The organism is Saccharopolyspora taberi, from assembly GCF_039534165.1.
Lineage (GTDB): Bacteria > Actinomycetota > Actinomycetes > Mycobacteriales > Pseudonocardiaceae > Saccharopolyspora_D > Saccharopolyspora_D taberi.
Genome location: NZ_BAAAUX010000011.1, coordinates 726,564 through 750,403 on the forward strand (window position 1 = coordinate 726,564; position 23,840 = coordinate 750,403).

Sequence of the window (23,840 nt, forward strand, 5' to 3'; positions counted from 1 at the left end):
GAGGGCTGGCCGAAAGCCTACTGGGATGCTCGGCAGGCGGCCCGGGGAGATCAGCGACGACCGCTCTTCGCGCCCTTGCGCTCCCGCACCCGGACCGAGATCCGCACCGGGCTGCCGGTGAACCCGAAGGTCTCCCGGAACTTGCGCTCCAGGAACCGCCGGTACCCGGCCTCCAGGAAACCGGTGGTGAACAGCACCAGTGTCGGCGGACGCGGGTGGGCCTGGGTGGCGAACAGGATCTTCGGCTGCTTGCCGCCGCGCACCGGCGGCGGATTGGCCGCGACCAGGTCCGACAGCCAGGAGTTGAGCTGACCGGTCGGAATCCGGGTGTCCCAGGACGCCAGCGCCGTGCGCAGCGTCGGCGCCAGCTTCGCCACCGCCCGGCCGGTCTGCGCCGAGACGTTGACCCGCTCCGCCCAGCGCACCCGCACCAGCTCGCGGTCGATCTCCTTCTCCAGCTGGTGCCTGCGGTCCTCGTCGACCAGGTCCCACTTGTTGTAGGCGATGACCAGCGCCCGGCCCGCCTCGACGACCATCGTGAACACCCGCAGGTCCTGCTCGCTCAGCGGCTCCGAGGCGTCGACCAGCACGATCGCCACCTCGGCCGCCTCGATCGCGGCCTTGGTGCGCAGCGAGGCGTAGTACTCGGTGCCGCTGGCGGTCTTGACCCGCTTGCGCAGGCCCGCGGTGTCGACGAACCGCCACACCTCGCCGTCGAGCTCGACCAGCGAGTCGACCGGGTCCACGGTCGTGCCGGCCACGTCGTCGACGACCGCGCGCAGCTCACCGGTCAGCCGGTTGAGCAGGCTGGACTTGCCGACGTTGGGCTTGCCGACCAGCGCCACCCGGCGCGGCCCGCCGGTCGCGCCGAACTCCTCGCGCGGGGTGTCCGGGAAGGTGTCGAGGATCCTGTCCAGCAGGTCGCCCGAACCGCGGCCGTGCAGACCGCTGACCGGCATCGGCTCGCCAAGGCCCAGCGACCACAGCGTGTGCGCCTCGGCCATTGTCCGCTCGTCGTCGACCTTGTTCGCGGCCACCAGCACCGGCCGCTTCGAGCGCCGCAGCACCTTGGCCACGGCTTCCTCGGTCGCGGTCGCGCCGACCTGCGCGTCGACCACCAGCAACACCGCGTCGGCGGTCGACATCGCCATCTCGGCCTGCGCCGCCACCGCGGCCTGCAGGCCCTTCGCGTCGGGCTCCCAGCCGCCGGTGTCGACGACGGTGAACCGCCTGCCGTTCCACAGCGCGTCGTAGGCGACCCGGTCCCGGGTCACGCCGGGCACGTCCTGCACGACCGCCTCCCGGCGGCCGAGCAGCCGGTTGACCAGCGTCGACTTGCCCACGTTGGGGCGGCCGACCACGGCCAGGACCGGTTGGGGCGTCGGCGCGGATTCGTCCTCGGGCAGGCCGGCCTCGTCGAACTGGGCCCATTCGGCCTCGTCGGTCCACGTGCCGTCCAGACCGGAACCGCCCGCCAGCGACTCGTCGGTCACGCTCTCGTTCCTCTCGTCTAAGTCTTGTCAGGTGCAGCGACCAGCCGATCCAGCTCGGCGATCAGCTCCACCAGTTCCGTGCGCACCCGCTCGGTCGCCGCGGTCAGCCCCGCGCGCCCCTTCGCGTCCGGCAGCACCACGGGCTCGCCGAACAGCACATCGACCCTGGGGAAAAGCCTACGTCCCCGCCCCTCCGGACGTCGCGTGCCCCGGCACGCCACCGGCAGCACCACGGCGCCCGCCGACCGGGCCAGCCAGGCCGCACCGTGCTGCGCCTGCGTCACTTCCCCACCGCGCGTGCCCTCCGGGAACACGCCGACGAGCCCGCCGGCGCGCAGCACCCGCACGGCCGCCAGCAGCGGTGTGCGGTCGGGCTCGCCGCGGCGGACCGACAGCTGCCCGATCCGGCGGAGGAACCAGCCCAGCGCGCCGCGGAACATCTCGTGCTTGATCAGGAACACCGCGGTGCGCGGGATCATTCCGAACAGCAGCGGACCGTCGAGCAGCGAACTGTGGTTGGCGACCAGCACGACCGGCCCCGACCGCGGGATCCGCTCCGCGTGGTGGATCCGCACCCGGAACGGCAGCCGCACGAACAAGATCGAGATCCACTGGCCGATGCGGTGCAGCAGGCGCGAGGAGCCCTCCGGCAGCGTTCCCGCTGTGTCCGGGCCGGGATTCGGCGACTTGGCCGTGGGTTCGGCACTCATGGCGCGGTCCGTTCCACACCGGAGGACAGGCCGCGTTCCGCGACCAGCTCGATCAGCCGCCCCAGCACGCCCCGCACGTCCAGCTCGGTGGTGTCGACCTCGACCGCGTCGTCCGCCTGCTTCAGCGGCGACACCTCGCGCCCGGAATCCAGCGCGTCCCGGCGCTGCACGTCCGCGTGGGTGCGCTCCAGGTCGCCTTCCCGGCCCTCCGCGGTGTCCTGCGCCGTACGCCGCTGTGCGCGGGCGTGCGACGACGCGGTCAGGAACACCTTCAGCGCCGCGTCCGGCACCACGACCGTTCCGATGTCACGGCCTTCGACGACCATCCCGCCCGGAGCGGCCAGCGCCTCGCGGATCAGGCCCCGCTGCTGCTCGACGAGCTGCTCGCGCACGGCACCGACCGCGGACACCGCCGACACCGCCCCGGTCACCTCGGGTCCGCGGATCTCGGCCTCGACGTCGTCGCCGTCGAGGCGGACCGACGGCCGGAGCGGGTCGGTCCCCATCTCCAGCTTCACCCCGGCGGTCACCCGCCCCACCTCGACGGCGTCGTCGGGATCCACCCCCGCGCGCAGCACGGCGAGCGTGACCGCCCGGTACATCGCACCGGTGTCCAGGTACGCCGCACCGAGCTCCGACGCGAGACCGCGGGACACCGTCGACTTCCCGGTGCCCGACGGGCCGTCGAGCGCCACCACACCGCGCAGCTGGGCGTGTGCCACGTGTTCCGTCCTCCTTCGTCCGACCGACCATCCATTCTGCCTGGTCCACCGCCGCCGTCCCGAGGCGCATCCAACACCGGCGGTGGCACACGGGCGGCGATCGCTGTATTAGGGTCGCGAGCGTGGACGTGACAGTGACCCCGCTGCCGGGACTGGGGACTCAGCAGGACTTCACCACCCGTTCCGGACATCGCATCGGTGTCATCTCCTACCGCGACGGCCGGTTCGAGCTGATCGTCTGCGACCAGCAGGACCCCGACAAGGTCGCCACCTCGGTCGACCTCACCGTCGAGGAGACCAGCGCACTCGCGAACCTGCTCGGCGCGCCGCAGCTGGTGGCGCAGCTGACCGAGCAGCAGCGCGAGGTAACCGGCGTCAACACCTGGCAGATGCCGGTGGCGGCAAAGTCGCCGTACGACGGGCGCACGCTCGGTGACACCGAGATGCGCACCCGCACCGGAACCTCGATCGTCGCCGTCGTGCGCGGCGGCACCGTGCACCCTTCGCCCCGCCCCGACTTCCGGTTCTCCGGCGGCGACCTGGTCGTCGCCGTAGGCACTGCCGACGGGTTGCGCGCGGCGAACGAGATCCTCGAAAAGGGCTGATCTCGCACCCAAGGTGATCGGACAGGTCCGAGCCCGGGCGACCGGGCTGGTCCAACCGTGCCCGGATCCGGTCGCTGCGCTGGGACAACTCAACAGAACTGACCAGGCGAGAGGAACAACCGTGCACGACACTGCTTTGTCACTCATCGAGCTGGGAGCGGTGTTCTTCGGACTGGGGATACTCGGCCGCCTCGCCTGGAAGATCGGGATCTCGCCGATCCCGCTGTACCTCATCGGCGGCCTGGCCTTCGGCACCGGCGGGCTCATCCCGCTGCACGGCATCGAACCCTTCGCCCACCTCGCCTCCGAGATCGGCGTGGTCCTCCTGCTGCTGTTATTAGGGCTGGAGTATTCAGCGAGCGAGCTGGTCACTGGCTTGCGCAGGTCGTGGCTGGCGGGTCTGGTCGACATAGTCCTCAACGCCGCGCCCGGGGTCGTGGTCGCGCTGCTGCTGGGCTGGGGGCCGATCGGCGCGCTGACGATGGCGGGCGTCACCTACATCTCGTCCTCGGGCATCGTCGCCAAGGTCCTCGGCGACCTGGGCAGGCTCGGCAACCGGGAGACGCCGGTGATCCTGTCGATCCTGGTGTTCGAGGACCTGGCGATGGCGGTCTACCTGCCGATCCTGACCGCGGTCCTGGCAGGCGTGACGTTCATGGGCGGGCTCACCGCGGTCGGGATCTCGCTGGTGGTCATCACGATCGTGCTGGTCATCGCCCTGCGGTTCGGCAGGTACGTCTCGGCGCTGGTGGACAGCCCGAACCCGGAGGTCTTCCTGCTCCGATTACTCGGGGCTGCGCTGCTGGTCGCCGGGATCGCCTCGGAGATGCAGGTCTCGGCCGCCGTCGGAGCCTTCCTGCTCGGCATCGCGATCTCCGGCTCCACCGCCACCAACGCGACCCGGATCCTGGAACCGCTGCGCGACCTGTTCGCCGCGATGTTCTTCGTGGTCTTCGGCCTGAACACCGACCCGCTGGCGGTCCCGCCGGTGCTGGGCTTCGCACTGCTGCTGGCGCTTGCCACCAGCGCCACCAAGATCGCCACCGGGTGGATCGCGGCGAAGATGCAGGGCGTCGGAAAGCTCGGCCGGGCCCGTGCGGGCGCGGCCCTGGTCGCCCGCGGCGAGTTCTCGATCGTCATCGCCGGGCTCGCGGTGGCCTCCGGCGCCGTGACCGGCGACCTGGCGGCCCTGGCGACGACCTACGTGCTGCTCATGGCAATCCTCGGGCCGGTGGCGGCGCGGTTCGTGGAGCCAGTCGCCCGGCGGTTCGTGCGGCAGCGTGCGACCGCCGACCTCGGCAAGGCCCGGGCTTGATTCGAGGCCGAACAAAGGCCTGATCCGCACCGCGACATTCTGCCCTGCGGGACCTGCCAGTTAATTTCAGTTGACGCTGAAGCAATTACGACTACAGAGCTGTCCGGCCGCGCGAAGACGCGGCCGGATCAGAGCGGAACCTCAGAGCCCCACGGCCCGGTAGAGCGAGCCGATCTCCTTGCGGTCGAGCGGCCGGATCGCCCCCGGACGCTCGGACGTCAGCCGCACGTCACCGATGGCGGTGCGAACCAGCCGCTGCACCGGGTGCCCGACCTGCTTGAGCAGCCGCCGCACGACGTGCTTGCGCCCCTCGTGCAGCACCACCTCGACCAGCGCGCGCCCGTCGTTGACGTCGACGAGCTTGAACGAGTCGACCTTCACCGGACCGTCGTCGAGCTCGACGCCCTTGCGCAGCTCGCGGCCGAGCCCCTTCGGAATCGGCCCCGGCACCTCGGCCAGGTAGGTCTTGAGAACGCGGTACGACGGGTGCATGAGCCGGTGCGCGAGCTCGCCGTCGTTGGTGATCAGCAGCAGGCCCTCGGTGTCGACGTCGAGCCGGCCGACGTGGTAGAGCCGCCCCTGCCGCTCCCGCAGGTAGTCGCCGATGCAGGGCCGCCCCTGGTCGTCCGACATGGTGCACAGGATGCCGGTGGGCTTGTTCAGCAGCAGGTGCGTGCGATCGGAGTTGACCGCGACCCTGGTGCCGTCGACGTGGATCACCGCGGTCTCCGGATCCACCCGCCGCCCCAGCTCCATCACGACCGACCCGTCGACCTCGACGCGGCCCTCCACGATCATCTGCTCTGCGGCCCGCCGCGAAGCCACCCCGGCCTGGGACAGCACCTTCTGCAACCGGACGCCTTCCACGTCGGGCTCGTTGGTCCGGGAACGGTTTTCAGACATCGTCGATCGCATCCACTTCGGGCAACAGGGGGGCGAGCGGCGGCAGGTCCTTGAGCGAGGACAGCCCGAGCCGTTCCAGGAACAGCTCGGTCGTGCAGTACAGGATGCCGCCGGTCTCCGGGTCGGTTCCGGCCTCTTCGATAAGGCCGCGTCCTACCAGGGTACGGATGACGCCGTCGACGTTGACACCGCGTACCGCGGCCACCCGCGAACGCGTCACCGGCTGCCGGTACGCGATCACCGCCAGGGTTTCCAGCGCGGCCCGCGTCAGCTTCGCCCGCTGGCCGTCGAGCAGGTAGCGCTCGACATAGGGCGCGTAGGTCTCGCGGGTGTAGAACCGCCAGCCGTCACCGACCCGGCGGAGGTCGATCCCGCGCCGGGCCGCGGCGTAGCCGTCGGAAAGCCGCTGGAGCGCGGTCCGGATCCGCGCGACCGGCTGGCCGAGCGTGCTCGCCAGCAGCTCCTCACCGGCGGGAACGTCGACGACGAGCAGCAGCGCCTCCAGGGCGGCGTCGAGCTCTTCGTCGGAATCCAGATCCGGCGCCGCACTGGTCTCACCCGCCGCAGCGTCCTCGTCCGACAGCTCGCCGGCCTCGGGCTCCGGCAACTCACCCACCGAAGCCGCGTCATCTGGCAGCTGATCCGCCTGCGCCTCGGGCTCCGCCGGAGCCTTCTGCAATTCCGCCTCCGCAGCCTCGACGTCCGGCACCTCCGCCGGACCCGACCGCTCAGCCGCAGCGTCCCCCGCCGCAGCAACCTCGGCACCCGGCAGCTCCACCGCGGTGACGTCGGCGGCCGGCACCCCTGCCGCACCCGGCCGCTGAGCCGCAGCGACCTCAGCGCCCGGCGACTCCGTCGCAGTGGCCTCACCGTCCGGCACCTCTACCGCACCAGACCGCTCAGCCGCAGCGACCTCGGCACCCGGCGACCCCACCGCGGTGACCTCACCGCCCGATACCTGCGCCGCACCAGACCGCTCAGCCGCAGCAACCTCGCCACCCGGCGACCCCACCGCAGTGGCCTCGCCGCCCGGCACCTCCGCCGCTCCGGCCCCGGCCTCCGGCGGCCCCGGAGCCGCGCGCTCGGTGTCCGCCCGCTCGGCCTCGCTCGGCTCGCTCACCCGTACTCCTCTTCGTCCTTCCTGGCCCGCGCCGCCTCGGCGTCTGCCTGCGCCTGCGCCACACTGCCACCGACCCAGCTCACGGACAGCTCCCCCAGCGGATCCTCCTGCTCGAACAGGATGACCTTCTCCCGGAACAGCTCCAGCAGCGCCAGGAACCGCGCGACGATCTCGACCGTGTGCCCGCAGTCGGACACCAGCTCCGAGAACGTAGCCGAGCCCTTCTCCGCCAGCCGCACGCGCAGCAGCGCAGCGTGCTCGCGAACCGACACCTGGTGCTGGTGGAGGTGGTCCAGCGACACGGTCGGCGGCGGCTTCGGCCGGAACACCGCGGCGGCGATCTCGGCGAACTTGTCCGGCGGAACGCCGATCATCACCTCGGGCAGCAGCCCCTCGAACCGCGGCTCCAGAGCGACCGCGCGGGGATACCGCCGCAGCGCCCCCGCCTCCAGCTCACCGAACAACGCCGCCACCTGTTTGTAGGCGCGGTACTGGAGCAGTCGCGCGAACAGCAGGTCCCGCGCCTCCAGCAGCGCCAGGTCCTCCTCGTCCTCCACCTCGGCCGCGGGCAGCAGCCGAGCCGCCTTGAGGTCCAGCAGCGTCGCCGCGACGACCAGGAACTCGGTGGTCTCGTCGAGGTCCCAGTGCTCGCCGAGCGCCTTGGTGTAGGCGATGAACTCGTCGGTCACCCGGTGCAGCGCGACCTCGGTGACGTCGAGCTGGTGCTGCGAGATCAGCTGGAGAAGCAGGTCGAACGGTCCCTCGAAGTTCTCCAGCCGAACGGTGAACCGGTTGTTGTGCACCTCAGCCGACTCGGGGGCATCACCCGGGACAGCGGATTCGGTCACTCGCCGGGCTCCCGCCGCAGCCTGCGCACCAGGACCGAATCCGCACCCCGCTCGTCGAGATCGGCGAGCAGCACCGCGACCGCCTCGCGCACCACGCGCCCCCGGTCCACCGAGATCCCGTGCTCCGCCCGCAGCGCGAGCCGCGCCTGCTCCAGCGCGACCAGCTCGTCATCCGAGATGTAGACGGTGATCTTCGAGTCGTGCCTGCCGCGTCCGGATCCGCTCCGGCTGGACTCGGCGACCGGGGCCTGCTCGGGCCGAACCGTCGTGCGGAACAACTCGGCGGCTCCTGGCAGGGCGACCCGGCGGGTCACGCAGCGGCTCCCGCTGTCATCGGGCGATCACCTCGCGGGCCAGCGCGCGGTAGGCGCGGGCGCCCGCCGAGCGCGGTGCCCAGCGCGTGATCGGCTCCCCGGCGACGGTGGTCTCCGGGAAGCGCACGGTGCGGTTGATGACGCTGTCGAACACGATGTCCCCGAATGCTTCTACCACCCTGGCCATGACCTCTCGGGAGTGCAGGGTGCGTGGATCGAACATCGTCGCAAGTATGCCGCTGATCTCCAACTTGGGGTTCAGCCGCTCCCGCACCTTCTCGATGGTGTCGATGAGCAGCGCGACCCCGCGCAGGCTGAAGAACTCGCACTCCAGCGGGATGATCACGCCGTCCGCGGCGGCCAGCGCGTTCACCGTCAGCAGGCCCAGGGACGGCTGGCAGTCGACCAGCACGTAGTCGTAGTCGGCCAGCGCCGGGTGCAGCACCCGCCCCAGTGTCTGCTCCCGGCCGACCTCGGCGACCAGCTGCACCTCGGCGGCGGACAGGTCGATGTTGCTGGGCAGCAGGTCCATGCCCTCGACGGTGGTGCGCATGACCACGTCGTGGATGTCGACCGACCGCTCCATGATCACGTTGTAGATGGTCTGGTCGAGCTGGTGCGGATGTACGCCGAGGCCGACCGAAAGCGCGCCCTGCGGGTCGAAGTCCACCAGCAGCACCCGGCGGCCGAACTCCGCCAGGGCAGCACCGAGGTTGATCGTCGACGTGGTCTTGCCGACACCGCCCTTCTGGTTGCACATCGCCAGCACCGAGGCCGGGCCGTGCCGGTCGAGCATCGGCGGTTCGGGGATGTGCCTGAGTGGGCGGCCGGTCGGACCGACACCCCGGGAGGAATCCGGCGAGAAGTCGATCTCCTCGTCGGACGCATCGGGTTTCTGCGGGGCGATGCTCAGGTCGACAGCGCCCCTGGACCGCCCGTCGGCGGAGGGTTGCGGTGTCGACATGGCGATCTGACTCCTTCTCTACCGGTGGCGATCAATTGCAGCCTAAGTGGCATTCACGACCAGCGGCAACGTGCCTCGCCGACATGTCGGAAATGCGTCCAGCCCTGCCAAGAACACCTTTACCCTGCCATCGGCACGCCCGCATGTCGCCGAAATCTCATTCACCGGCCTGTGCGCGCGGATGCGCGGTGGCGTAGACCTCGCGCAACGTGTTCACCGTGATCAAGGTGTAGACCTGCGTCGTCGTCACCGACGCGTGCCCCAGGAGTTCCTGCACGACGCGGACATCCGCGCCGCCTTCCAGCAGGTGCGTGGCGAACGAGTGCCGAAGCACGTGAGGCGAGACACCGCTGGTGATCCCGGCCCGCTCCGCTGCGGACTTCAGCGCGTTCCAGGCGCTCTGCCGGGACAGCCTGGTGCCCCGCGAGTTGAGGAACACCGCCGGACTCCCATGGCCACGAGCAGCGAGGACAGGTCTCGCCCGCACCAAGTACGCCCCCAGCGCGCTCAGCGCAGGACGCCCGACCGGCACCAGCCGCTGCCGCCCGCCCTTGCCGTCGAGCAGCACCGTCCGCTCGGAGTCGTCGATGTCGTCGATGTCGAGCCCGACGGCCTCCGAAATCCGAGCCCCGGACGAGTAGAGCAGCTCGAGCAGCGCCCGATCCCGCAGCCCGCGAACGTCCTCCCCGCCGGCGTTGTCCAGCAGGCGCAGCACATCGGCGACCGGCAACGCCTTGGGCAGCCGCTTCGGCGGGCTCGGCGGTGTGATCTCCCGCGCCACGTCGACGTCGAGAACCCCTTCGGCCTGGGCGAAACGATGCAGTCCACGAGCCGCGACCAGCGCACGAGCGGCCGAAGACGCCGCCAGCGGTGGCTGTCCACGGCCGCCTTCGCGAAGCTCGGCGAGGAATCCGGACAGGTGGTGCGCCTTGACCTCGGGCAGGGCGGCGATCCCGGACTCGGCCAGGTAATCGGCGTATCGACGCAGGTCGCGCGCGTAGGAATCCAAGGTGCTGCGAGCGGTGCCGCGTTCCACCGCCAGATGGTTCAGGTAGCTCGAAATCAGGCCGCGCAGCGCTTCGGGAAGCTCCTCGTACGTCCTCACCGCACGCCACGCGAAGCGAATCGCGTCGGCCGGTCCGGCCATTCGGCGTCCGCCGGCCGTGTCACCGCAGGACGGGACACGGCTTCCTGCGCGGCCAGCAACCCGGCGACCGCGGGGGCGTTGATGATCTCACCGGCGAACACCATGCGTATCGCCTTGGTCAGCGGAACGCGGTCGATCACCAGGTCCGCCTCCTCGTCGCCGACCGCCGCCGGACGCTCCACTTCGGACAGCGACCGGGCCAGGAACACCCGCTCGCACTGGTCGGTGAAACCCGGCGACGAGGCGATGTCGACCAGCACCGACCATTCGGCCGCGACAAGCCCGGCTTCTTCTTCGAGCTCTCGCTGCGCGGTCCGCAGCGGCTCTTCGCCGGCGACGTCTAGAAGCCCGGCCGGAAGCTCCCACAGCCGCCTGCCCAGCGGATAGCGGTACTGGTGGATCAGCACGACCTGGTCGTCATCATCGAGGGCGACCACAGCGACGGCACCGAGGTGCTCGACGACCTCGCGCCGGGCCTGCCCACCTCCGGGCATGGACACCTCGTCGGCCCGCAACGCGAGGATCTTCCCGACGTACACATCGGAGCGGTCCAGAGTGGCGAACTCGTGCTCGCCGTTGGTGCGCTTGATCTCGCCTGCGTCCACATCGTCGCTCGTGCTCACGCCGACCAGACTAAAGGCTGGCCCACTCATGAGCGCCCGATGCGGCGAAGGGTCTTTGTGATGTTCGAACACCGGAGTCGTGACCTCGGCGAAGACCGCGTGCGCCTGGAACGGAAGCGGCTTCGAGCCCGATCGAGCCCGAAGCCGCCCACCACACGCTCAGACGCTCGCGGGAGCCTCCGGAACGCTTTCGGAGATCTCAACCGGAAGCCGCTCGGCAGCGCGGTAGTCCAGCGCCGCTCGGACGAACGCCGCGAACAACGGGTGCGGCCGGGTCGGCCGGCTCTTCAGCTCGGGGTGCGCCTGCGTCCCGACGAAGAACGGGTGCTCCTCGCGCGGCAGCTCGACGAACTCGACCAGCCGGTCGTCCGGCGAGGTGCCGGAGAAGACCAGTCCGGCCTTGCTCAGCCGGTCCCGGTAGGCGTTGTTCACCTCGTACCGGTGCCGGTGCCGCTCGGCCACCTCGGTCTCCCCGTACGCCTCGGCGACCACGGAACCGGACTGCAGCTTCGCCGGGTACGAGCCCAGGCGCATCGTGCCGCCCATGTCCCGGTCACCGGAGATCACGTCGTGCTGGTCGGCCATGGTGCTGATCACCGGGTGCTGGCAGGGCTCCTCGAACTCGGTCGAGTTCGCCCGCTCCAGCCCGGCCAGCGAACGCGCCGACTCGATCACCATGCACTGCAGGCCGAGGCACAGGCCCAGGGTCGGGATTCCGTGGGTCCGGGTGTACCGGATGGCGCCCAGCTTGCCCTCGATGCCCCGAACCCCGAACCCGCCCGGGATCAGGACGGCGTCCATGCCGGACAGCGCGTGCGCGGCGCCCGAGTCGGTCTCGCAGGTGTCCGAGGGAACCCACGCGATCTCGACCTTGGCGCGGTTGGCGAACCCGCCCGCGCGGATCGCCTCGGTCACCGACAGGTAGGCGTCCGGCAGGTCCACGTACTTGCCGACCAGCGCGATCCGGACTCGTTCGGACGGCTTGTGCACCCGGTCGAGCAGGTCTCCCCACACCGACCAGTCGACGTCCCGGAACGGGAGCCCCAGCCGCCGCACGAGGTAGGCGTCGAGCCCTTCGCTGTGCAGCACGCGGGGGATGTCGTAGATCGAAGGCGCGTCCGGGCAGGCGACGACTCCGTCGGAGTCCACGTCGCACATCAGCGCGATCTTGCGCTTGAGGTCCTCCGGCAGTTCCCGGTCCGCCCGGCACACCAGCGCATCGGGCTGGATACCGATGTTGCGCAGCGCGGCCACCGAGTGCTGCGTCGGCTTGGTCTTCAGCTCACCGGAAGGCGCCAGGAACGGGACCAGCGACACGTGCAGGAAGAAGCAGTTGTCCCGCCCGACGTCGTGGCGCACCTGGCGGCACGCCTCCAGGAACGGCAGGGACTCGATGTCACCGACGGTGCCCCCCACCTCGGTGATCACGACGTCCGGGGTCCGGCCGTCCTCGTCGGGCTCGGCCATCGCACGGATGCGCGCCTTGATCTGGTCGGTGATGTGCGGGATCACCTGCACCGTGTCGCCCAGGTACTCCCCGCGCCGCTCCTTGGCGATGACCGCCGAGTAGACCTGGCCGGTGGTGACGTTGGCGTTGCGGGTCAGGTCGCGGTCGAGGAACCGCTCGTAGTGACCGATGTCGAGATCGGTCTCGGCGCCGTCTTCGGTGACGAAGACCTCGCCGTGCTGGAACGGGTTCATCGTTCCGGGGTCGACGTTGAGGTACGGGTCGAGCTTCTGCATGGTCACCCGCAAGCCGCGGGAAGTCAGCAGCTCGCCCAGGCTCGACGCCGTGAGCCCCTTACCCAAGGAGGAGGCCACGCCCCCTGTGACGAACACGTGCTTGATCGTGCGTGCTTGCGGCACCAAGAAAGCTCCCCGTGGTCAAGCCGTCGCCGGGCTGATGTTCTGCGCTGGCAGGACGGCTGGATCCGTCGCTCCCACGGAATTCCAGCCTAACGCACGGCGCCTACGAGCCGCACCACGCCCTGCTGGGCACACCCACGACTCCGGCCAGCTGGTCAACCGCCATCCGGGTCCTTTGACCTCCACGGTCGGCGCACGTCAGGTCCGGACGGTCCCGCGGTGACGTTGGACACCTAGCGCGCAGCGCCGACGGCCCGCTGCCTTCACAACACCTCCTCGATGAATTCGACCGAGTCGTACGGCGACATGGCCATCTCTTCCAACCGCACCAAGGTCTCCCGGTAGGAAGCGACGTCAGCTTCGTCCTCGAAGTACGCGCAATCGGTCCGCCCGGAGACGAACACCAGATCCGGATGAGGATTGCGCCGAAATTCCAAGAGGGAGAACGAGCTCTCGACGGGCACAGCTCCCACCGAGAACGGGAGCACTCGGATCGTGACATCTGGCCGCTGCGCAAGATCGACCAGATGTCTCAGCTGCTCCGGCGCACCCGCGGCGCGGCGCAGTGCGGATTCGGAAAGGACGATGTCGAATTCCGCCGGGTGCCGCTCCAACAACTGTTCCTGCCTTCGGAGGAGGAGTTCGAGCCTGCGCTCGAATCCCGACCCCGGCTCCTGTTCGGCCCAGCCTGCTGCGGAGGACGCGTAATCGCGGGTCTGGAACAGATCCGGCACCACTTCGGCCGCGAATCCGCGAATGACGTCCGCATCCGCTTCCAAACCCACGTAGGTCCTCCTCGCCGGAGGCAGCACGTCGGCATATGACTCCCACCAGCCTCGCGCACGTGCGTCCCGCGCGAGCCCGACCAGGCGCTCACGGTGCTCCGGCTCCGCGTTGCACGTCTCCGCGAGCGCGATCACCGCGTCGATCCCCACGCCCTGCTTGGCGCTTTCGATCTTGCTGACCTTGCCCTGCTGCCAGCCGAGCCTGCGGGCGACCTCGACGTGCGTCAGGCCGGCGGCACGCCGCATCGCCTTCAGCTCGGCGGCGAGAACCCTGCGCCGCAGCATCGGACTCGCCGGGCGTGCCGCGCCCGGGACTTCGGGGGGAGAGCTGGTCGTCGTTGGTTCTTCCGCTGTCGATGTCATGGTCCCAGCTTCTCCGGACCACTGGATCAAGTCCAGGAATGTCACTCTATCGAATTATGGCGAATAGAATTATTCTTCGCCATGCTCGAACTCATGGAACAGATGACCAGATCCGGCGCCGGGCCCCTCCCCCATCGGTGCCGGATCCCATGGCCGGGCGGCACCGGAGCGCCCCCGTCGCCCGGCACGCCCCTGCCCGTCCGCTGCCCCGCACGGCGAGCGGGCAGGGGCACCTGCCTCACATCAGCCGCGCGAGCTCGGCAGCGGACTCTGCGCGCTGGCGACCGCGCCGTAGTGCCCCGCCTGCTGCCCGAGCTGTTCACGCACAGCCATGACGAGCGCGACCCGGCCCGCAGCCGTGTCGATGTTGTCCACAGTGGAGAGCGCCGACGCTATGGCACCGTCGGAGCGGACGAACCCGACAGGACCGGTGTCCTGCGCGGAGTCGGCCGTCCCGGCGAGAACGGCTCCCGCACCGGAGCGGTCCACCTGAGCGGCGAAGCGCGCGAGCATGGCGGCGTGATCCTGCGCGCGTTCCCCGGCGGCGCGCTCGCCGGTCAGGATCACGACGGCCTGGGCCGGACGCACCTCCTGCACGACGTTCACGAACCCGCCGGTGGTGAGCCCGGTCAGCGCTGCTGCCCTCTCCTCGTCGGACGCCTGCGGCTGTCCCGTCCTGGGATCCTGCAGGACCAGCGGACCGACGAGACCGCCCGCGAGCGTTCCCGGATCCGCCGAGACCGGCAGCTGCGCACCCGCGGGCATCAGCTCGGTCACCACCCGCCGCAGCTGATCGGCGCGATCCGGGCCGGTGAAACCCTCGGTGAGCTGGAGTTCACCGGTGATGTTCGCGCCCGAGGACGACAGCAGCTGCTTGACCGCGTCCCGCTGTTCGGGGGCGGTGGTGGGGCCGGCGAGCAGCACGACCGGTTTTCCGGTGAGCTGCCCGCGCACGGCAGCCGGCGCAATCGCATTGCCGAACCGGTCGGCGTTCTCCAGCTTTCCGCGCAGGTCAGCCTGCTCCACGCGCAGCTGATCCACCTGCCCCCGCAACGCGTCCCGGTCTCCCTGGACACCGGAAAGCAGCCGCTCGCTCACCGAGGTCGAGCCGAGGATGACGCCCAACGCGAGCGCGAGGAAAACAGCGGCGATCGAGATCACGTGGTGCCGCGGCGAGATCATGCGAACAACCCCTTGAGGTATGCGAAGACGGAGTTCCCGACGTCGGTCAGCACGCCGAGATACGACACGCCGAGCCCGGAGACCGTCAACGCGACGAAGGCGACGGCGAGCACTGCGAACACGAGCAGCATCAGCGCGCCGGTCGGTGTCTGGCTCCGCTGCAACGTCGCCAACGCGGTGCCGTCCACCACTCGCCCGCCCAAGCGGAGCCTGGTGAGGAAGGTGGAGGGGTTCGAACCCGAGCGCCCGCGGTCGAGGAATTCGTTCAACGTCGCCTGGAACCCGACGGTGGCCACCAGGTCCGCCCGATGGGCTTCAGCCAGCAGCAGCGCCAGGTCCTCCGGATTGCCCGCGGCCGGGAAGGTCACGGCTCCGATCCCCAGGTCCTGGATCCTTTCGAGTCCGGGAGCGTGACCATCGACATGAGCAGGAATCACCACTTCCGCACCGCACTTCAGGGTTTCGGTGCCGATGCAGCCGGGATCACCGACGATCACATCCGGGCGGTAGCCGGCCTTCAACAACGTGTCCGCGCCGCCCTCCACACCGATGAGGACCGGGCGGTACTCCCTGATGTAGCGCCTGAGCCGCTTGAGGTCGTCGGCGTGCCCGTACCCGGGTGCGAGCACCAGCACGTGACGGTGCTCCATCTGAATTTCGAGGTCGGGAACGCCGATTCCGTCGAGGAGCAGCATCCGCTCCTTGCGCAGGAACTCGATGGTGTTGGCCGAGAACGCCTCCAACTGCGCGGCCATCCCGGCTTTGGCCTCGATCATGTGATCGGCCACCGAGTTCGCGTCCTGCTCCGTGCCGCGCCCGACCTGCCTGTCGCCGACGAAGATGGCTCCGTCGTGCAGTCGGATCCGGGTTCCGTCCCTCACCTGTCGCAGGGCTTCCCGATCCACCTCGTCGATCAGGGTGATACCGGCCGCGAGCAACACCTCCGGGCCGAGATTCGGGAACCTGCCGGATATGGACGGAGCGGCGTTGACGACGCCCACCACCTCCGCCTCGACCAGAGCTTCAGCCGTCCGGCGATCGAGGTCGGCCTGCTCGATGATCGCGATGTCCCCCGCACCGACCCGGCGCAGCAGGTCGCCCGAGCGGCGCTCGACCCTGGCGACCCCGACAACGCCGGGCAAGCTCTTCTTCTCCCGGGGCAGCAACCTGCTCAGCTTCATGAGCCGATAGTGACAAACCGATCACGCTTCGCGGCTTCGCCACGCCGGTGCCATTACTCCGTTTGCCAGCGTTTTGACTGGGCCGAACAGGTGATCTTGAGGTCAACTCCGGGTACGTGCCTCGGACTTCTTCCCCCGGCGCTTGGACTTCCCACCGTTCTCAGCCCACCCGTCACGCGTCTTGTGCGAGTTGGCCGTCGCAAGCAGCTCCTCCGCGTGGGCACGCCCCGTCTCCGTGGAATCGAGGCCGGCGAGCATGCGCGCCAGCTCGGCGACCCGCCGCTCATCGGCGACGGTGCGCACGTCGCTGCGGGTCAGCCCACCGTCGTTCGCTCCCTTGTCGACCACGAGGTGCCGGTCGGCGTAGGCGGCGACCTGCGGGAGGTGGGTCACGACGATCACCTGGTGCGTGCGGGCGAGCCGGGCCAGCCTGCGCCCGATCTCGACCGCAGCTCGCCCACCGACACCGGCGTCGACCTCGTCGAACACCAGCGTCGGGACCGTGTCGGCGTCGGCAAGCACAACTTCGAGACCGAGCATCACCCGCGAGAGCTCACCACCGGATGCTCCCTTGTGGATCGGGAGCGCGGGTGCGCCGGAGTGCGCGACCAGATGCAGCTCGACCTCGTCCACGCCGTCCGGACCCGCGTGCACCTTCCGGCCGTCGATGAGGATCGCGGCCGGATCCGAGTCGTCGGCCTCCTTCTGGTGCACCACGACCTCGAGGCGTGCCTGCGCCATCGCCAGGCCCACCAGTTCCTTGGTCACCGCGACCGCGAGCCGACCAGCGGCTTCCTGTCTTGCTGCGGAGACCTTCTGCGCGTGCTCCGCGAGCTCGCCGGCCAGTTCGTCGCGGCGCGCGGCGAGCGCGGCTATGGCTTCGTCGGAGGTGTCCATTCCGGACATCCGCTGGCGAGCGTCCTCGGCCCAGGCCAGCACACCGTCGACGTCCGCGGCGTACTTCTTGGTCAGCTGCTTGAGCTCGGCCTGACGCGCGAGCACCTGCTCCAGCCGGGCCGGATCGGCGTCCAGCCGATCCAGGTAGCCGCCGAGTTCCCCGCCGATGTCGGCCAGGATCGCGGCGGCCTCGGCCACCCTGGGTTCCAGGTCGCGCAGAGCCGGATCCTCGGCCGATCCGAGCCGACGTCGTGCGTCGCCGATCAACCCCATCGCGCCGGGGGCGTCGGGGTCGCCGTCAGCGGCGCCGCTGAGCGCGAGCTGGGCTCCGGCGGCGATCTCGCGGAGCTGGTCGACGTCGGCCAGCCGACGAGCCTCGTCGACCAGGGCCACGTCCTCGCCGGGTTCCGGAGCGACCGCTTCGATCTCGGACAGGCCGTGGCGGAGGAGGTCGGCTTCTCGTGCCAGCTCCCGCGAGCGCTCGGTCCGCTCGGTGAGCTCGCGCACCGCGTCCGCCCATTCAGCGCGGACTCGCTGGTAGTCGGCGAGCGCGTTCAGCACCGGTTCGCCGGCGAACCGGTCCAGCACCGCCCGCTGCTCACCGGGGCGGAGCAGCCTCAGCTGGTCGTTCTGTCCGTGCACCGCCAGGACCTGTTCGGCCAGCTCCGCGAGCACCGCGTTCGGCACCGAACGACCGCCGAGGTGCGCCCGCGACCGGCCGTCGGCGTTGACGCTGCGGACCGCGATCAGGCTCCCGTCCTCGTCCGGTTCCGCACCGGCGTCGGATGCCACCTTGACCGCGGGAGAGGAGGCCGTCGTTTCGAACCTGCCCTCGACCACGGCCCGCGGGGATCCGGATCGGACCCGGGAAGCGTCCGCACGGCCGCCGCCGAGCAGGTGCAGACCGGTGACCACCATCGTCTTACCAGCACCGGTCTCACCGGTGACCACCGTCAGACCGGGGTGCAGTTCGAGCGTAGCGTCGTCGATGACGCCCAGTCCCTGGATGCGCATCTCCGCCAACACATCAAGCACCCTAGCTGGCCGCCTCGTGGCGCGGTGCCCCGCCAGGGTGATCGGTGCGCTCGTTCCGAGGGATGCGCTCGGGCGATGGCCGCCCAATGCCCTTGCCACATCGCTGTTTCCCGTCGTCAGCACACCGTGCCGCGCGGATCAGTCGGTCAGCGGTCCGCGCCAGCCCTGCACGGGAAGTTCGAACTTGCGCACCAGGCGGTCGGTGAACGCCGTGTCATGCAACCGGACCAGACGGACCGGTGCATCGCCAGCCACCACTTCGACGCGAGCTCCGGCTGGGAGCTCGAAGATCCGCTGGCCGTCGCAGCACAGCACGGCGTCATGGCCGTTCTGCGCGATCTCAAGCGCCACGAGGGAGTCCCGCGAGACCACGAGCGGCCGGGAGAACAGCGCGTGGGCGTTGCTCGGCACGACCAGAAGCGCCTGGACCTCCGGCCAGACCACCGGTCCGCCCGCCGAGAAGGCGTACGCCGTGGAGCCGGTGGGGGTCGAGCACAGCACGCCGTCGCAGCCGAACGCGGAGACCGGGTGCCCGTCGACCTCGACCACCACGTCCAGGATGCGTTCGCGGCTGCTCTTCTCGACGCTCGCCTCGTTCAGCGCCCAGGTGGTGGCCAGCATTTCACCGTCGAGCCACGCGGTGACCTCGATCGTCATCCGCTCTTCGACGTGGTAGCGGCCCTCGACGACCGCCGCCACGGCCTCGTCGAGGGCGTCGGAGTCAGCTCCCGCGAGGAAGCCGACCCTGCCCAGGTTCACGCCGAAGACGGGTACACCGGCGAGCCGTGCCAGTTCCGCGGCGCGGAGCAGGGTGCCGTCTCCCCCGAGCACCAGGACGAGTTCGGTGCCCTTCGCCGACACCGGACCGGTTTCCACGGCCTGGGTGAAGCAGTCGCGGTCGAATCCGTCCGCTTCCTCCGCCAGCACGCGCACCCGCACACCGGCGTCGATCAGCTGGGCCGCGACCTTCTCCGCGGTCCGCAGGTTGTACTGCTTGCCGGTGTGGACCACCAGCAGCACCTCTCGGGTCAAGGGTCACTCCCTCACCGCTGTTTGCCGGCCTTCGGGGCGTCGTTCTGGACGCTTTTGGCCGCGTTCTGCGGCCCTTTCCGCACCGCTTCCGCCACGAGCTCGGCGGAGTCGACCGAGGCCGTCGGCGCACCAGCTCGCAACCACAGGAAATACTCGACGTTGCCCGACGGGCCTGGCAACGGGCTCGCGACCACCGCTCGCAGGGCAAGTCCATTGTCCTCGGCGAACCGCACGACTTCGGTGACGACTTCGGCGCGCAGCGACGGGTCGCGCACGACACCCCCGGAGCCGAGCCGCTCCTTGCCGACCTCGAACTGCGGTTTGACCATGGGCACGATGTCGGCGCCCGCGGCCGCGCAGGCGACCAGTGCCGGGAGCACGAGCTTCAGCGAGATGAACGACAGGTCCGCGACGATCAGGTCGACCGGGCCCGCGATGTCCTCGGGGGTCAGCGAGCGCACGTTCGTGCGGTCGTGGATCTTGACCCGCTCGTCCGTCTGCAGCTTCCACACGAGCTGTCCGTATCCGACATCGACGGCCACGACCTCGCTGGCCCCGCGGCGCAGCAGGACGTCGGTGAAGCCACCGGTGGAGGCACCGGCATCGAGGCACCGACGGCCCGCGACCTGGAGACCTTCGGGTTCGAAAGCCTCCAGCGCTCCGAGCAGCTTGTGCGCTCCACGCGACGCCCAGCCGGGATCATCGATGTCCTCGGCGACCACCACGGGCGCGTCGAGGTCCACCGCGGTCGCCGGCTTGCGCGCGGTCATCCCCCGCACGCTGACCCGGCCTGCCGCGACCAGTTCGGACGCGTGCTCCCGGGACCTCGCGAGACCACGTCGAACCAGTTCGGCGTCCAGTCGTGCCCTGCGTGGCACTGCTCAGCTCCCGTTGCCACTCGTACCCGAGAGCAGGTTGTCGGCCTTGCTCAGGGCGTTCGTCAATGCCGTGTGCACCGCTTCGAACCGCTCGACGTGTTCGGGCACCGGGAGTTCGGGCAGATCGTCGAGCCCGGACAACGCGGTTCCGATGGCATCCACCACGGCCTGTCCATCATCGTTGGGGGCCATCGCCGCGAGCGCCATCGGACTCGGTGCCGGGCCACCCCCGAACCGTCCTGGAGAAGCCATGTTCTCCCGCTCCCATCGATCATGTCGCGCGCACCGATGCGCCGCTGCTTCCACGCTAGCGGAATGTTCCGCCCCGGGGTGTCGTGGCCCGTCAGCCCAGCCCGAGCTCCTGCAGAGCGGCATCGGCACGGGCGTCGGCCGCACGTACTGCGACGGGGCCGGAGCCGTGCCGCCACCACGCCGAGCAGACCGCGCGCAGCGCCGACAGCACGTCGTCGTCACCGGAGTTCGCACCGAGCTCCACCCCGGAGTCGTCGACTCTAACCTTCCAACCCGGCTGTTCGGTGATGAACGACTCCGCCGACGGCCGGTGCAAGGCTCCGAGGTCGGCCGAAACGTGCTGGGGACGCTGCTCCGGTGCCGCGGCGAGGAGGTCGCCCGGGGTGTGCACGCCGGTCAGCACCATCAGCGAGCCCATACCGGCGCGAACCGCGCCCTCGATGTCGGTGTCGAGGCGGTCGCCCACCATGAGCGGCTTGCTCGCGCCAGCGGACGCCGTCGCTTCGTCGAGCAGCGGTCGCTCGGGCTTCCCCGCGACCAGCGGGAGCCGGCCGGTCGCGGCCTTGAGGGCGGCGACCATGGCGCCGTTGCCCGGCAGCTCACCGCGTTCGGTCGGCAGCGTCACGTCTTCGTTGCAGGCGACCCACAGCGCACCGCCCCGAATCGCCAGGCATGCCTCGGCGAGGTTCTTCCACGCGGTGTCCGGGGAGTGCCCCTGCACCACGGCGGCCGGTTCTTCCGTGAGCTCGTCGACCGGAACGAGGCCAACAGCGTCCACTTCGGACTTCAAGGCGGACGAGCCGACCACGAGCACCCTGGCCCCGGCGGGCAGGCGCTCGGCCAGGACCGCTGCCCCGGCCTGCGCGCTGGTGCTGACCTCGACCGGTTCGGCCGGCAGGCCGAGACCGGTCAGGTGATCAGCGACGGCTCCGGGGAGTTTGGACGCGTTGTTCGTGACGAACCGGACCTTGATCCCCTGCGCCCGCACGGCCTCGATCGACTCCCGGGCCGAGGGGACGAGAGCGCCCCCTCGGTAGACGGTGCCGTCGAGATCGAGCAGGACGACGTCATGCCCCTGAAGCAGCGTCCCGGTCACTGTGCTTCCGCATCTCCCGGATCGGTGGTGCTGGTCTTCTCGTTCCCGGGCGCCGAGTTCTCCGGAACATCGGCCGTCGACACCACGACTGCCTCGGAGCTTTCCGAGTCCTCGTTGGTCTCATCCGCCGCAGGTTCGGAAACCTCGTCTGCCGATTCCTCGCTCCCCGAGGTTTCGACGCCGCCCGAGGTTTCGACCTCGGTTCCGGGGAGAGCCGCGAGCTCATCGCCCTCGGGCAGCTCATCGAGGTCGCCGCCGTCCGGGACGCCAGCGTCCACAACCGCTTCGGCTTCGGTAACGAGTTCCTCGATCATCTCCGGGCCGCCGAGCTGGACCATGAGCTCGTCGAGCCGCTCCGGGGCGTCGGTCTCCCCCTCGTCATCCGCATGGGCGGCGTGCACGAACCATGTGAATGCTTCCTGCACCCGGTCCGCGGCGAGGAGGTTGTCGGCGTAGGCGTAGAACAGCCGCGCGCTCCAGGGGTCCTGCCGCTGGGGGTCCAGCTCCGGGATCTGGAGGCTCACCACGGACGCTTCGACCTCGCCGAGGTCTCGACGCGCGCCAGCCGCGACGATGCGAAGCTCGACCGCTTCCTCGCCTTCGAGCTCAACTGCCTCGGGGCTCCGGCTCAGCTCAAGCGCGCGCTCAGGACGACCGAGCGCACGCTCGCAGTCGGCCAGGATCGCCACGTGGCCCGGGCCGCCCGACATTCGGCGAGCGGCGCGCAGCTCGGACAACGCCTCGCTCCACTCGCCCATCTGGTACGCGGTGAGCCCGTTCGCCTCGCGAGCCGAGGCGATCCGCGACGCACGCTGACGTGCGTAGCGGGCGTGCGCCAGCGCCTTCTCCGGGTCGGTGTCCATCAGCTTGCCGGCCGCGACCAGATGCGAAGCGACCTTGTCGGCGAGTCCCTTGGGCAGCGAACGGAGTTCGCGGCGGATCTCACCGTGCAGTTCCGAGGGTTCCGAGCCTTCCGGCAGCTCCGGTTCCTGGTTTTCCTTGGCCTGAGCTTCGGCTTCCTGGTCGACCGGCTTCTCGTCGACGCGCTCCCGGTCATCGCGGTGGCGGGCCGGGCGGTCATCACGCTGGTCGCGTCGGTCGTCCCGGCGACGGTCTCCGGAGGGGCGGCCGCCGCGGTCGAATCGGTCGTTCTGCCGCGGCCGGTCGTCCCTGCGACGGTCGTCTCGCCTGGAGTCGTCACGACGGCGGTCACCGTGGCGCGCGTCGTCACCCCGGCGGAACTCACCACGTGGCTTGCCGCCTTGACGCGAGTCACCGAACCGGCGGTCTCCGCGGTTCGAATCGTCACGGCGGCCTTCACCGTGGAAGTCGTCACGGCGACGGTCTGCTCGGAAGTCCTTCCGGCGGTCGTCGGAACGGAAATCGTCACGGTCACGGCCGCGGAAGTCGTCACGACGCTGGCCACCGGAACGGAAATCGTCACGGCGGCGATTTCCCTGCCGCCCGTCGTCACGGCGGTCGTTCCGGAACCGGTCGTCCCGGTTGAAGCCGGAGCGGCGGTCATCGCGCCTGTCTCCGAAGTCACGGCGGCCGCGATCCTGGCGGCCACCACGGTCGTCCCGGGCTCCGCGATTGTCCCGACCACGATCGTCGAAACGACGCTTGTCTCCGCGGTCGCCGAAGCGCTGATCGCGGCGGTCATCGCTCCTGTCGCGACGGTCTTCTCCCCTGTGCTGCCTGGCGCGGTCTCCGCCATCGCGCTGCTGGTCGCGGTCGAAGCGCTTCGCGGGCCGATCGCGCCAGTCGTCGCGCCGGGGACGGTCACCGGAACCGCGTCGGTCGTCCTGGCGTGAGTCGAAGCGACCGCCGCGGGGGCCGCGGTCGTCGCTCGGGCGTTGCCTGTCGTCGTAGTTCCGGCCGCCTCGGTTCCAGCCACCCTCGCGGTTCGGGCGGTCTCGGTCGTCGCGGCGGTCTCGATCGCCTGACCTGTTGTAGGGGCGGTCGTCGCGGAACCTGCTTTGACCACGCTGGTCACGCCGACCGAAGTTTCCCCGGTCGTCCCGGGAGCCGCTGGGTCCGCCGTCCTGGCCGCCGCGGCCTTCGAAACGGCCGCCGCGGTTGTCGCGGTTTCCGGACCAGCGCTGGTCGCCCTGGCGGTCTCGTCGGGGACCGCCGGAGTTCCTGCTGCTGTCGGAGCCGCGACCGCTGTAGTTGCTGCGGCCACCACGGCCGCCCTGGCCGGAGCCGGCCCCACGGCGGGGACCGCCGTACCTATCGTCGGAACCGGACACCGGACCTCCTGAACACTCTGAAGCTGACTTGCTACCAGCGTAAACCCATCCCCGGGCACGCTTCGGGGGCTCCCGGTCCGGCAGGGGCCGGGCCGCGGAGCCCACGTAGAACTCTTGAACGTACGAAATGGTGGGGCCGGTTGGGCTGTTCCGCATTCGGAACGAGCCTCAACCGGCCCCACTTCTTGTTTGATTGTCGGCGGTGTCCTACTCTCCCACACCCTAACGAGTGCAGTACCATCGGCGCTGGAGGACTT

General features: G+C 70.2%; 23 protein-coding genes. 3 read left to right on the plus strand and 20 right to left on the minus strand.

Going from position 1 to position 23,840, the window contains the following annotated elements:
* Positions 1-50: 50 nt before the first annotated feature.
* The 3 genes from der to cmk are packed head-to-tail and all read right to left on the minus strand — an operon-like array spanning position 51 to position 2,925.
* Positions 51-1,493, minus strand: coding sequence for a ribosome biogenesis GTPase Der (gene der / locus ABD691_RS12430; protein ID WP_344679742.1), 1,443 nt, complete (start codon positions 1,491-1,493; stop codon positions 51-53).
* Between the two features lie 17 nt (positions 1,494-1,510).
* Positions 1,511-2,203 carry a lysophospholipid acyltransferase family protein gene (locus ABD691_RS12435; RefSeq protein WP_344679743.1) on the minus strand — a complete coding sequence of 231 codons (693 nt, stop codon included), beginning with the start codon at positions 2,201-2,203 and terminating at the stop codon, positions 1,511-1,513.
* On the minus strand, positions 2,200-2,925 hold the full coding sequence (cmk, locus tag ABD691_RS12440; protein WP_344679744.1) for a (d)CMP kinase: 726 nt from the start codon (positions 2,923-2,925) through the stop codon (positions 2,200-2,202). The genes ABD691_RS12435 and cmk overlap by 4 nt, the downstream gene beginning before the upstream one ends.
* A gap of 122 nt (positions 2,926-3,047) precedes the next feature.
* Here cmk and ABD691_RS12445 point away from each other — a divergent pair, with 122 nt between their 5' ends.
* Entirely contained in the window at positions 3,048-3,530 is a 483-nt protein-coding gene (locus tag ABD691_RS12445) for a cation:proton antiporter regulatory subunit (RefSeq protein WP_344679745.1), read from the plus strand.
* A 121-nt stretch (positions 3,531-3,651) separates the two neighbouring features.
* The gene (locus ABD691_RS12450) at positions 3,652-4,845 is read left to right on the plus strand and encodes a cation:proton antiporter (protein ID WP_344679746.1); all 1,194 of its coding nucleotides are present in this window, start codon (positions 3,652-3,654) and stop codon (positions 4,843-4,845) included.
* 141 nt (positions 4,846-4,986) lie between these two features.
* Here ABD691_RS12450 and ABD691_RS12455 read toward each other — a convergent pair whose 3' ends face one another.
* The 17 genes from ABD691_RS12455 to ABD691_RS12535 form a co-directional block, all read right to left on the minus strand.
* Positions 4,987-5,748, minus strand: a complete 762-nt coding sequence (locus ABD691_RS12455; protein ID WP_344679747.1) for a pseudouridine synthase — start codon at positions 5,746-5,748, stop codon at positions 4,987-4,989.
* Positions 5,741-6,550 carry an SMC-Scp complex subunit ScpB gene (scpB, locus tag ABD691_RS12460; protein ID WP_425565055.1) on the minus strand — a complete coding sequence of 270 codons (810 nt, stop codon included), beginning with the start codon at positions 6,548-6,550 and terminating at the stop codon, positions 5,741-5,743. The genes ABD691_RS12455 and scpB overlap by 8 nt, the downstream gene beginning before the upstream one ends.
* Positions 6,551-6,864: 314 nt before the next feature.
* The gene (locus tag ABD691_RS12465; protein ID WP_344679748.1) at positions 6,865-7,716 is read right to left on the minus strand and encodes a segregation and condensation protein A; all 852 of its coding nucleotides are present in this window, start codon (positions 7,714-7,716) and stop codon (positions 6,865-6,867) included.
* Entirely contained in the window at positions 7,713-8,030 is a 318-nt protein-coding gene (locus tag ABD691_RS12470) for a hypothetical protein (protein WP_344679749.1), read from the minus strand. The genes ABD691_RS12465 and ABD691_RS12470 overlap by 4 nt, the downstream gene beginning before the upstream one ends.
* 16 nt (positions 8,031-8,046) lie before the next feature.
* Complete coding sequence (locus ABD691_RS12475; RefSeq protein WP_344679750.1) at positions 8,047-8,994, minus strand: ParA family protein; 948 nt, start codon at positions 8,992-8,994, stop codon at positions 8,047-8,049.
* A 157-nt stretch (positions 8,995-9,151) separates the two neighbouring features.
* A complete protein-coding gene (xerD, locus tag ABD691_RS12480; protein WP_425565056.1) occupies positions 9,152-10,060 on the minus strand; it encodes a site-specific tyrosine recombinase XerD in 909 nt (302 codons plus the stop codon).
* Between the two features lie 35 nt (positions 10,061-10,095).
* On the minus strand, positions 10,096-10,764 hold the full coding sequence (locus ABD691_RS12485) for an NUDIX domain-containing protein (protein WP_344679752.1): 669 nt from the start codon (positions 10,762-10,764) through the stop codon (positions 10,096-10,098).
* A gap of 159 nt (positions 10,765-10,923) precedes the next feature.
* Complete coding sequence (gene pyrG, locus ABD691_RS12490; protein ID WP_425565049.1) at positions 10,924-12,630, minus strand: CTP synthase; 1,707 nt, start codon at positions 12,628-12,630, stop codon at positions 10,924-10,926.
* A gap of 263 nt (positions 12,631-12,893) precedes the next feature.
* On the minus strand, positions 12,894-13,778 hold the full coding sequence (locus ABD691_RS12495; protein ID WP_344679754.1) for a helix-turn-helix domain-containing protein: 885 nt from the start codon (positions 13,776-13,778) through the stop codon (positions 12,894-12,896).
* Between the two features lie 243 nt (positions 13,779-14,021).
* Positions 14,022-14,960, minus strand: a complete 939-nt coding sequence (locus tag ABD691_RS12500; RefSeq protein ID WP_344679755.1) for a copper transporter — start codon at positions 14,958-14,960, stop codon at positions 14,022-14,024.
* On the minus strand, positions 14,957-16,141 hold the full coding sequence (gene steA / locus ABD691_RS12505; RefSeq protein WP_344679756.1) for a putative cytokinetic ring protein SteA: 1,185 nt from the start codon (positions 16,139-16,141) through the stop codon (positions 14,957-14,959). The genes ABD691_RS12500 and steA overlap by 4 nt, the downstream gene beginning before the upstream one ends.
* Positions 16,142-16,243: 102 nt before the next feature.
* Complete coding sequence (gene recN / locus ABD691_RS12510) at positions 16,244-18,064, minus strand: DNA repair protein RecN (protein ID WP_344679757.1); 1,821 nt, start codon at positions 18,062-18,064, stop codon at positions 16,244-16,246.
* Positions 18,065-18,211: 147 nt separating this feature from the next.
* Positions 18,212-19,105: an NAD kinase gene (locus ABD691_RS12515; RefSeq protein WP_344679758.1), complete on the minus strand. Its 894-nt coding sequence runs from the start codon at positions 19,103-19,105 to the stop codon at positions 18,212-18,214.
* Positions 19,106-19,116: 11 nt separating this feature from the next.
* Positions 19,117-19,983 (minus strand): TlyA family RNA methyltransferase, encoded by an 867-nt coding sequence (locus ABD691_RS12520; RefSeq protein WP_344679759.1) that lies wholly within the window; start codon positions 19,981-19,983, stop codon positions 19,117-19,119.
* Between the two features lie 3 nt (positions 19,984-19,986).
* The gene (locus ABD691_RS12525; RefSeq protein WP_425565051.1) at positions 19,987-20,190 is read right to left on the minus strand and encodes a hypothetical protein; all 204 of its coding nucleotides are present in this window, start codon (positions 20,188-20,190) and stop codon (positions 19,987-19,989) included.
* Between the two features lie 136 nt (positions 20,191-20,326).
* Entirely contained in the window at positions 20,327-21,331 is a 1,005-nt protein-coding gene (locus ABD691_RS12530; protein ID WP_344679760.1) for an HAD-IIA family hydrolase, read from the minus strand.
* Complete coding sequence (locus ABD691_RS12535) at positions 21,328-22,068, minus strand: hypothetical protein (RefSeq protein ID WP_344679761.1); 741 nt, start codon at positions 22,066-22,068, stop codon at positions 21,328-21,330. Before ABD691_RS12535 ends, ABD691_RS12530 begins: the two co-directional genes overlap by 4 nt.
* 93 nt (positions 22,069-22,161) lie before the next feature.
* On the opposite strand from ABD691_RS12535, the gene ABD691_RS12540 reads away from it, so the two are divergent.
* Complete coding sequence (locus tag ABD691_RS12540; RefSeq protein WP_344679762.1) at positions 22,162-23,145, plus strand: hypothetical protein; 984 nt, start codon at positions 22,162-22,164, stop codon at positions 23,143-23,145.
* Positions 23,146-23,840: the final 695 nt, after the last annotated feature.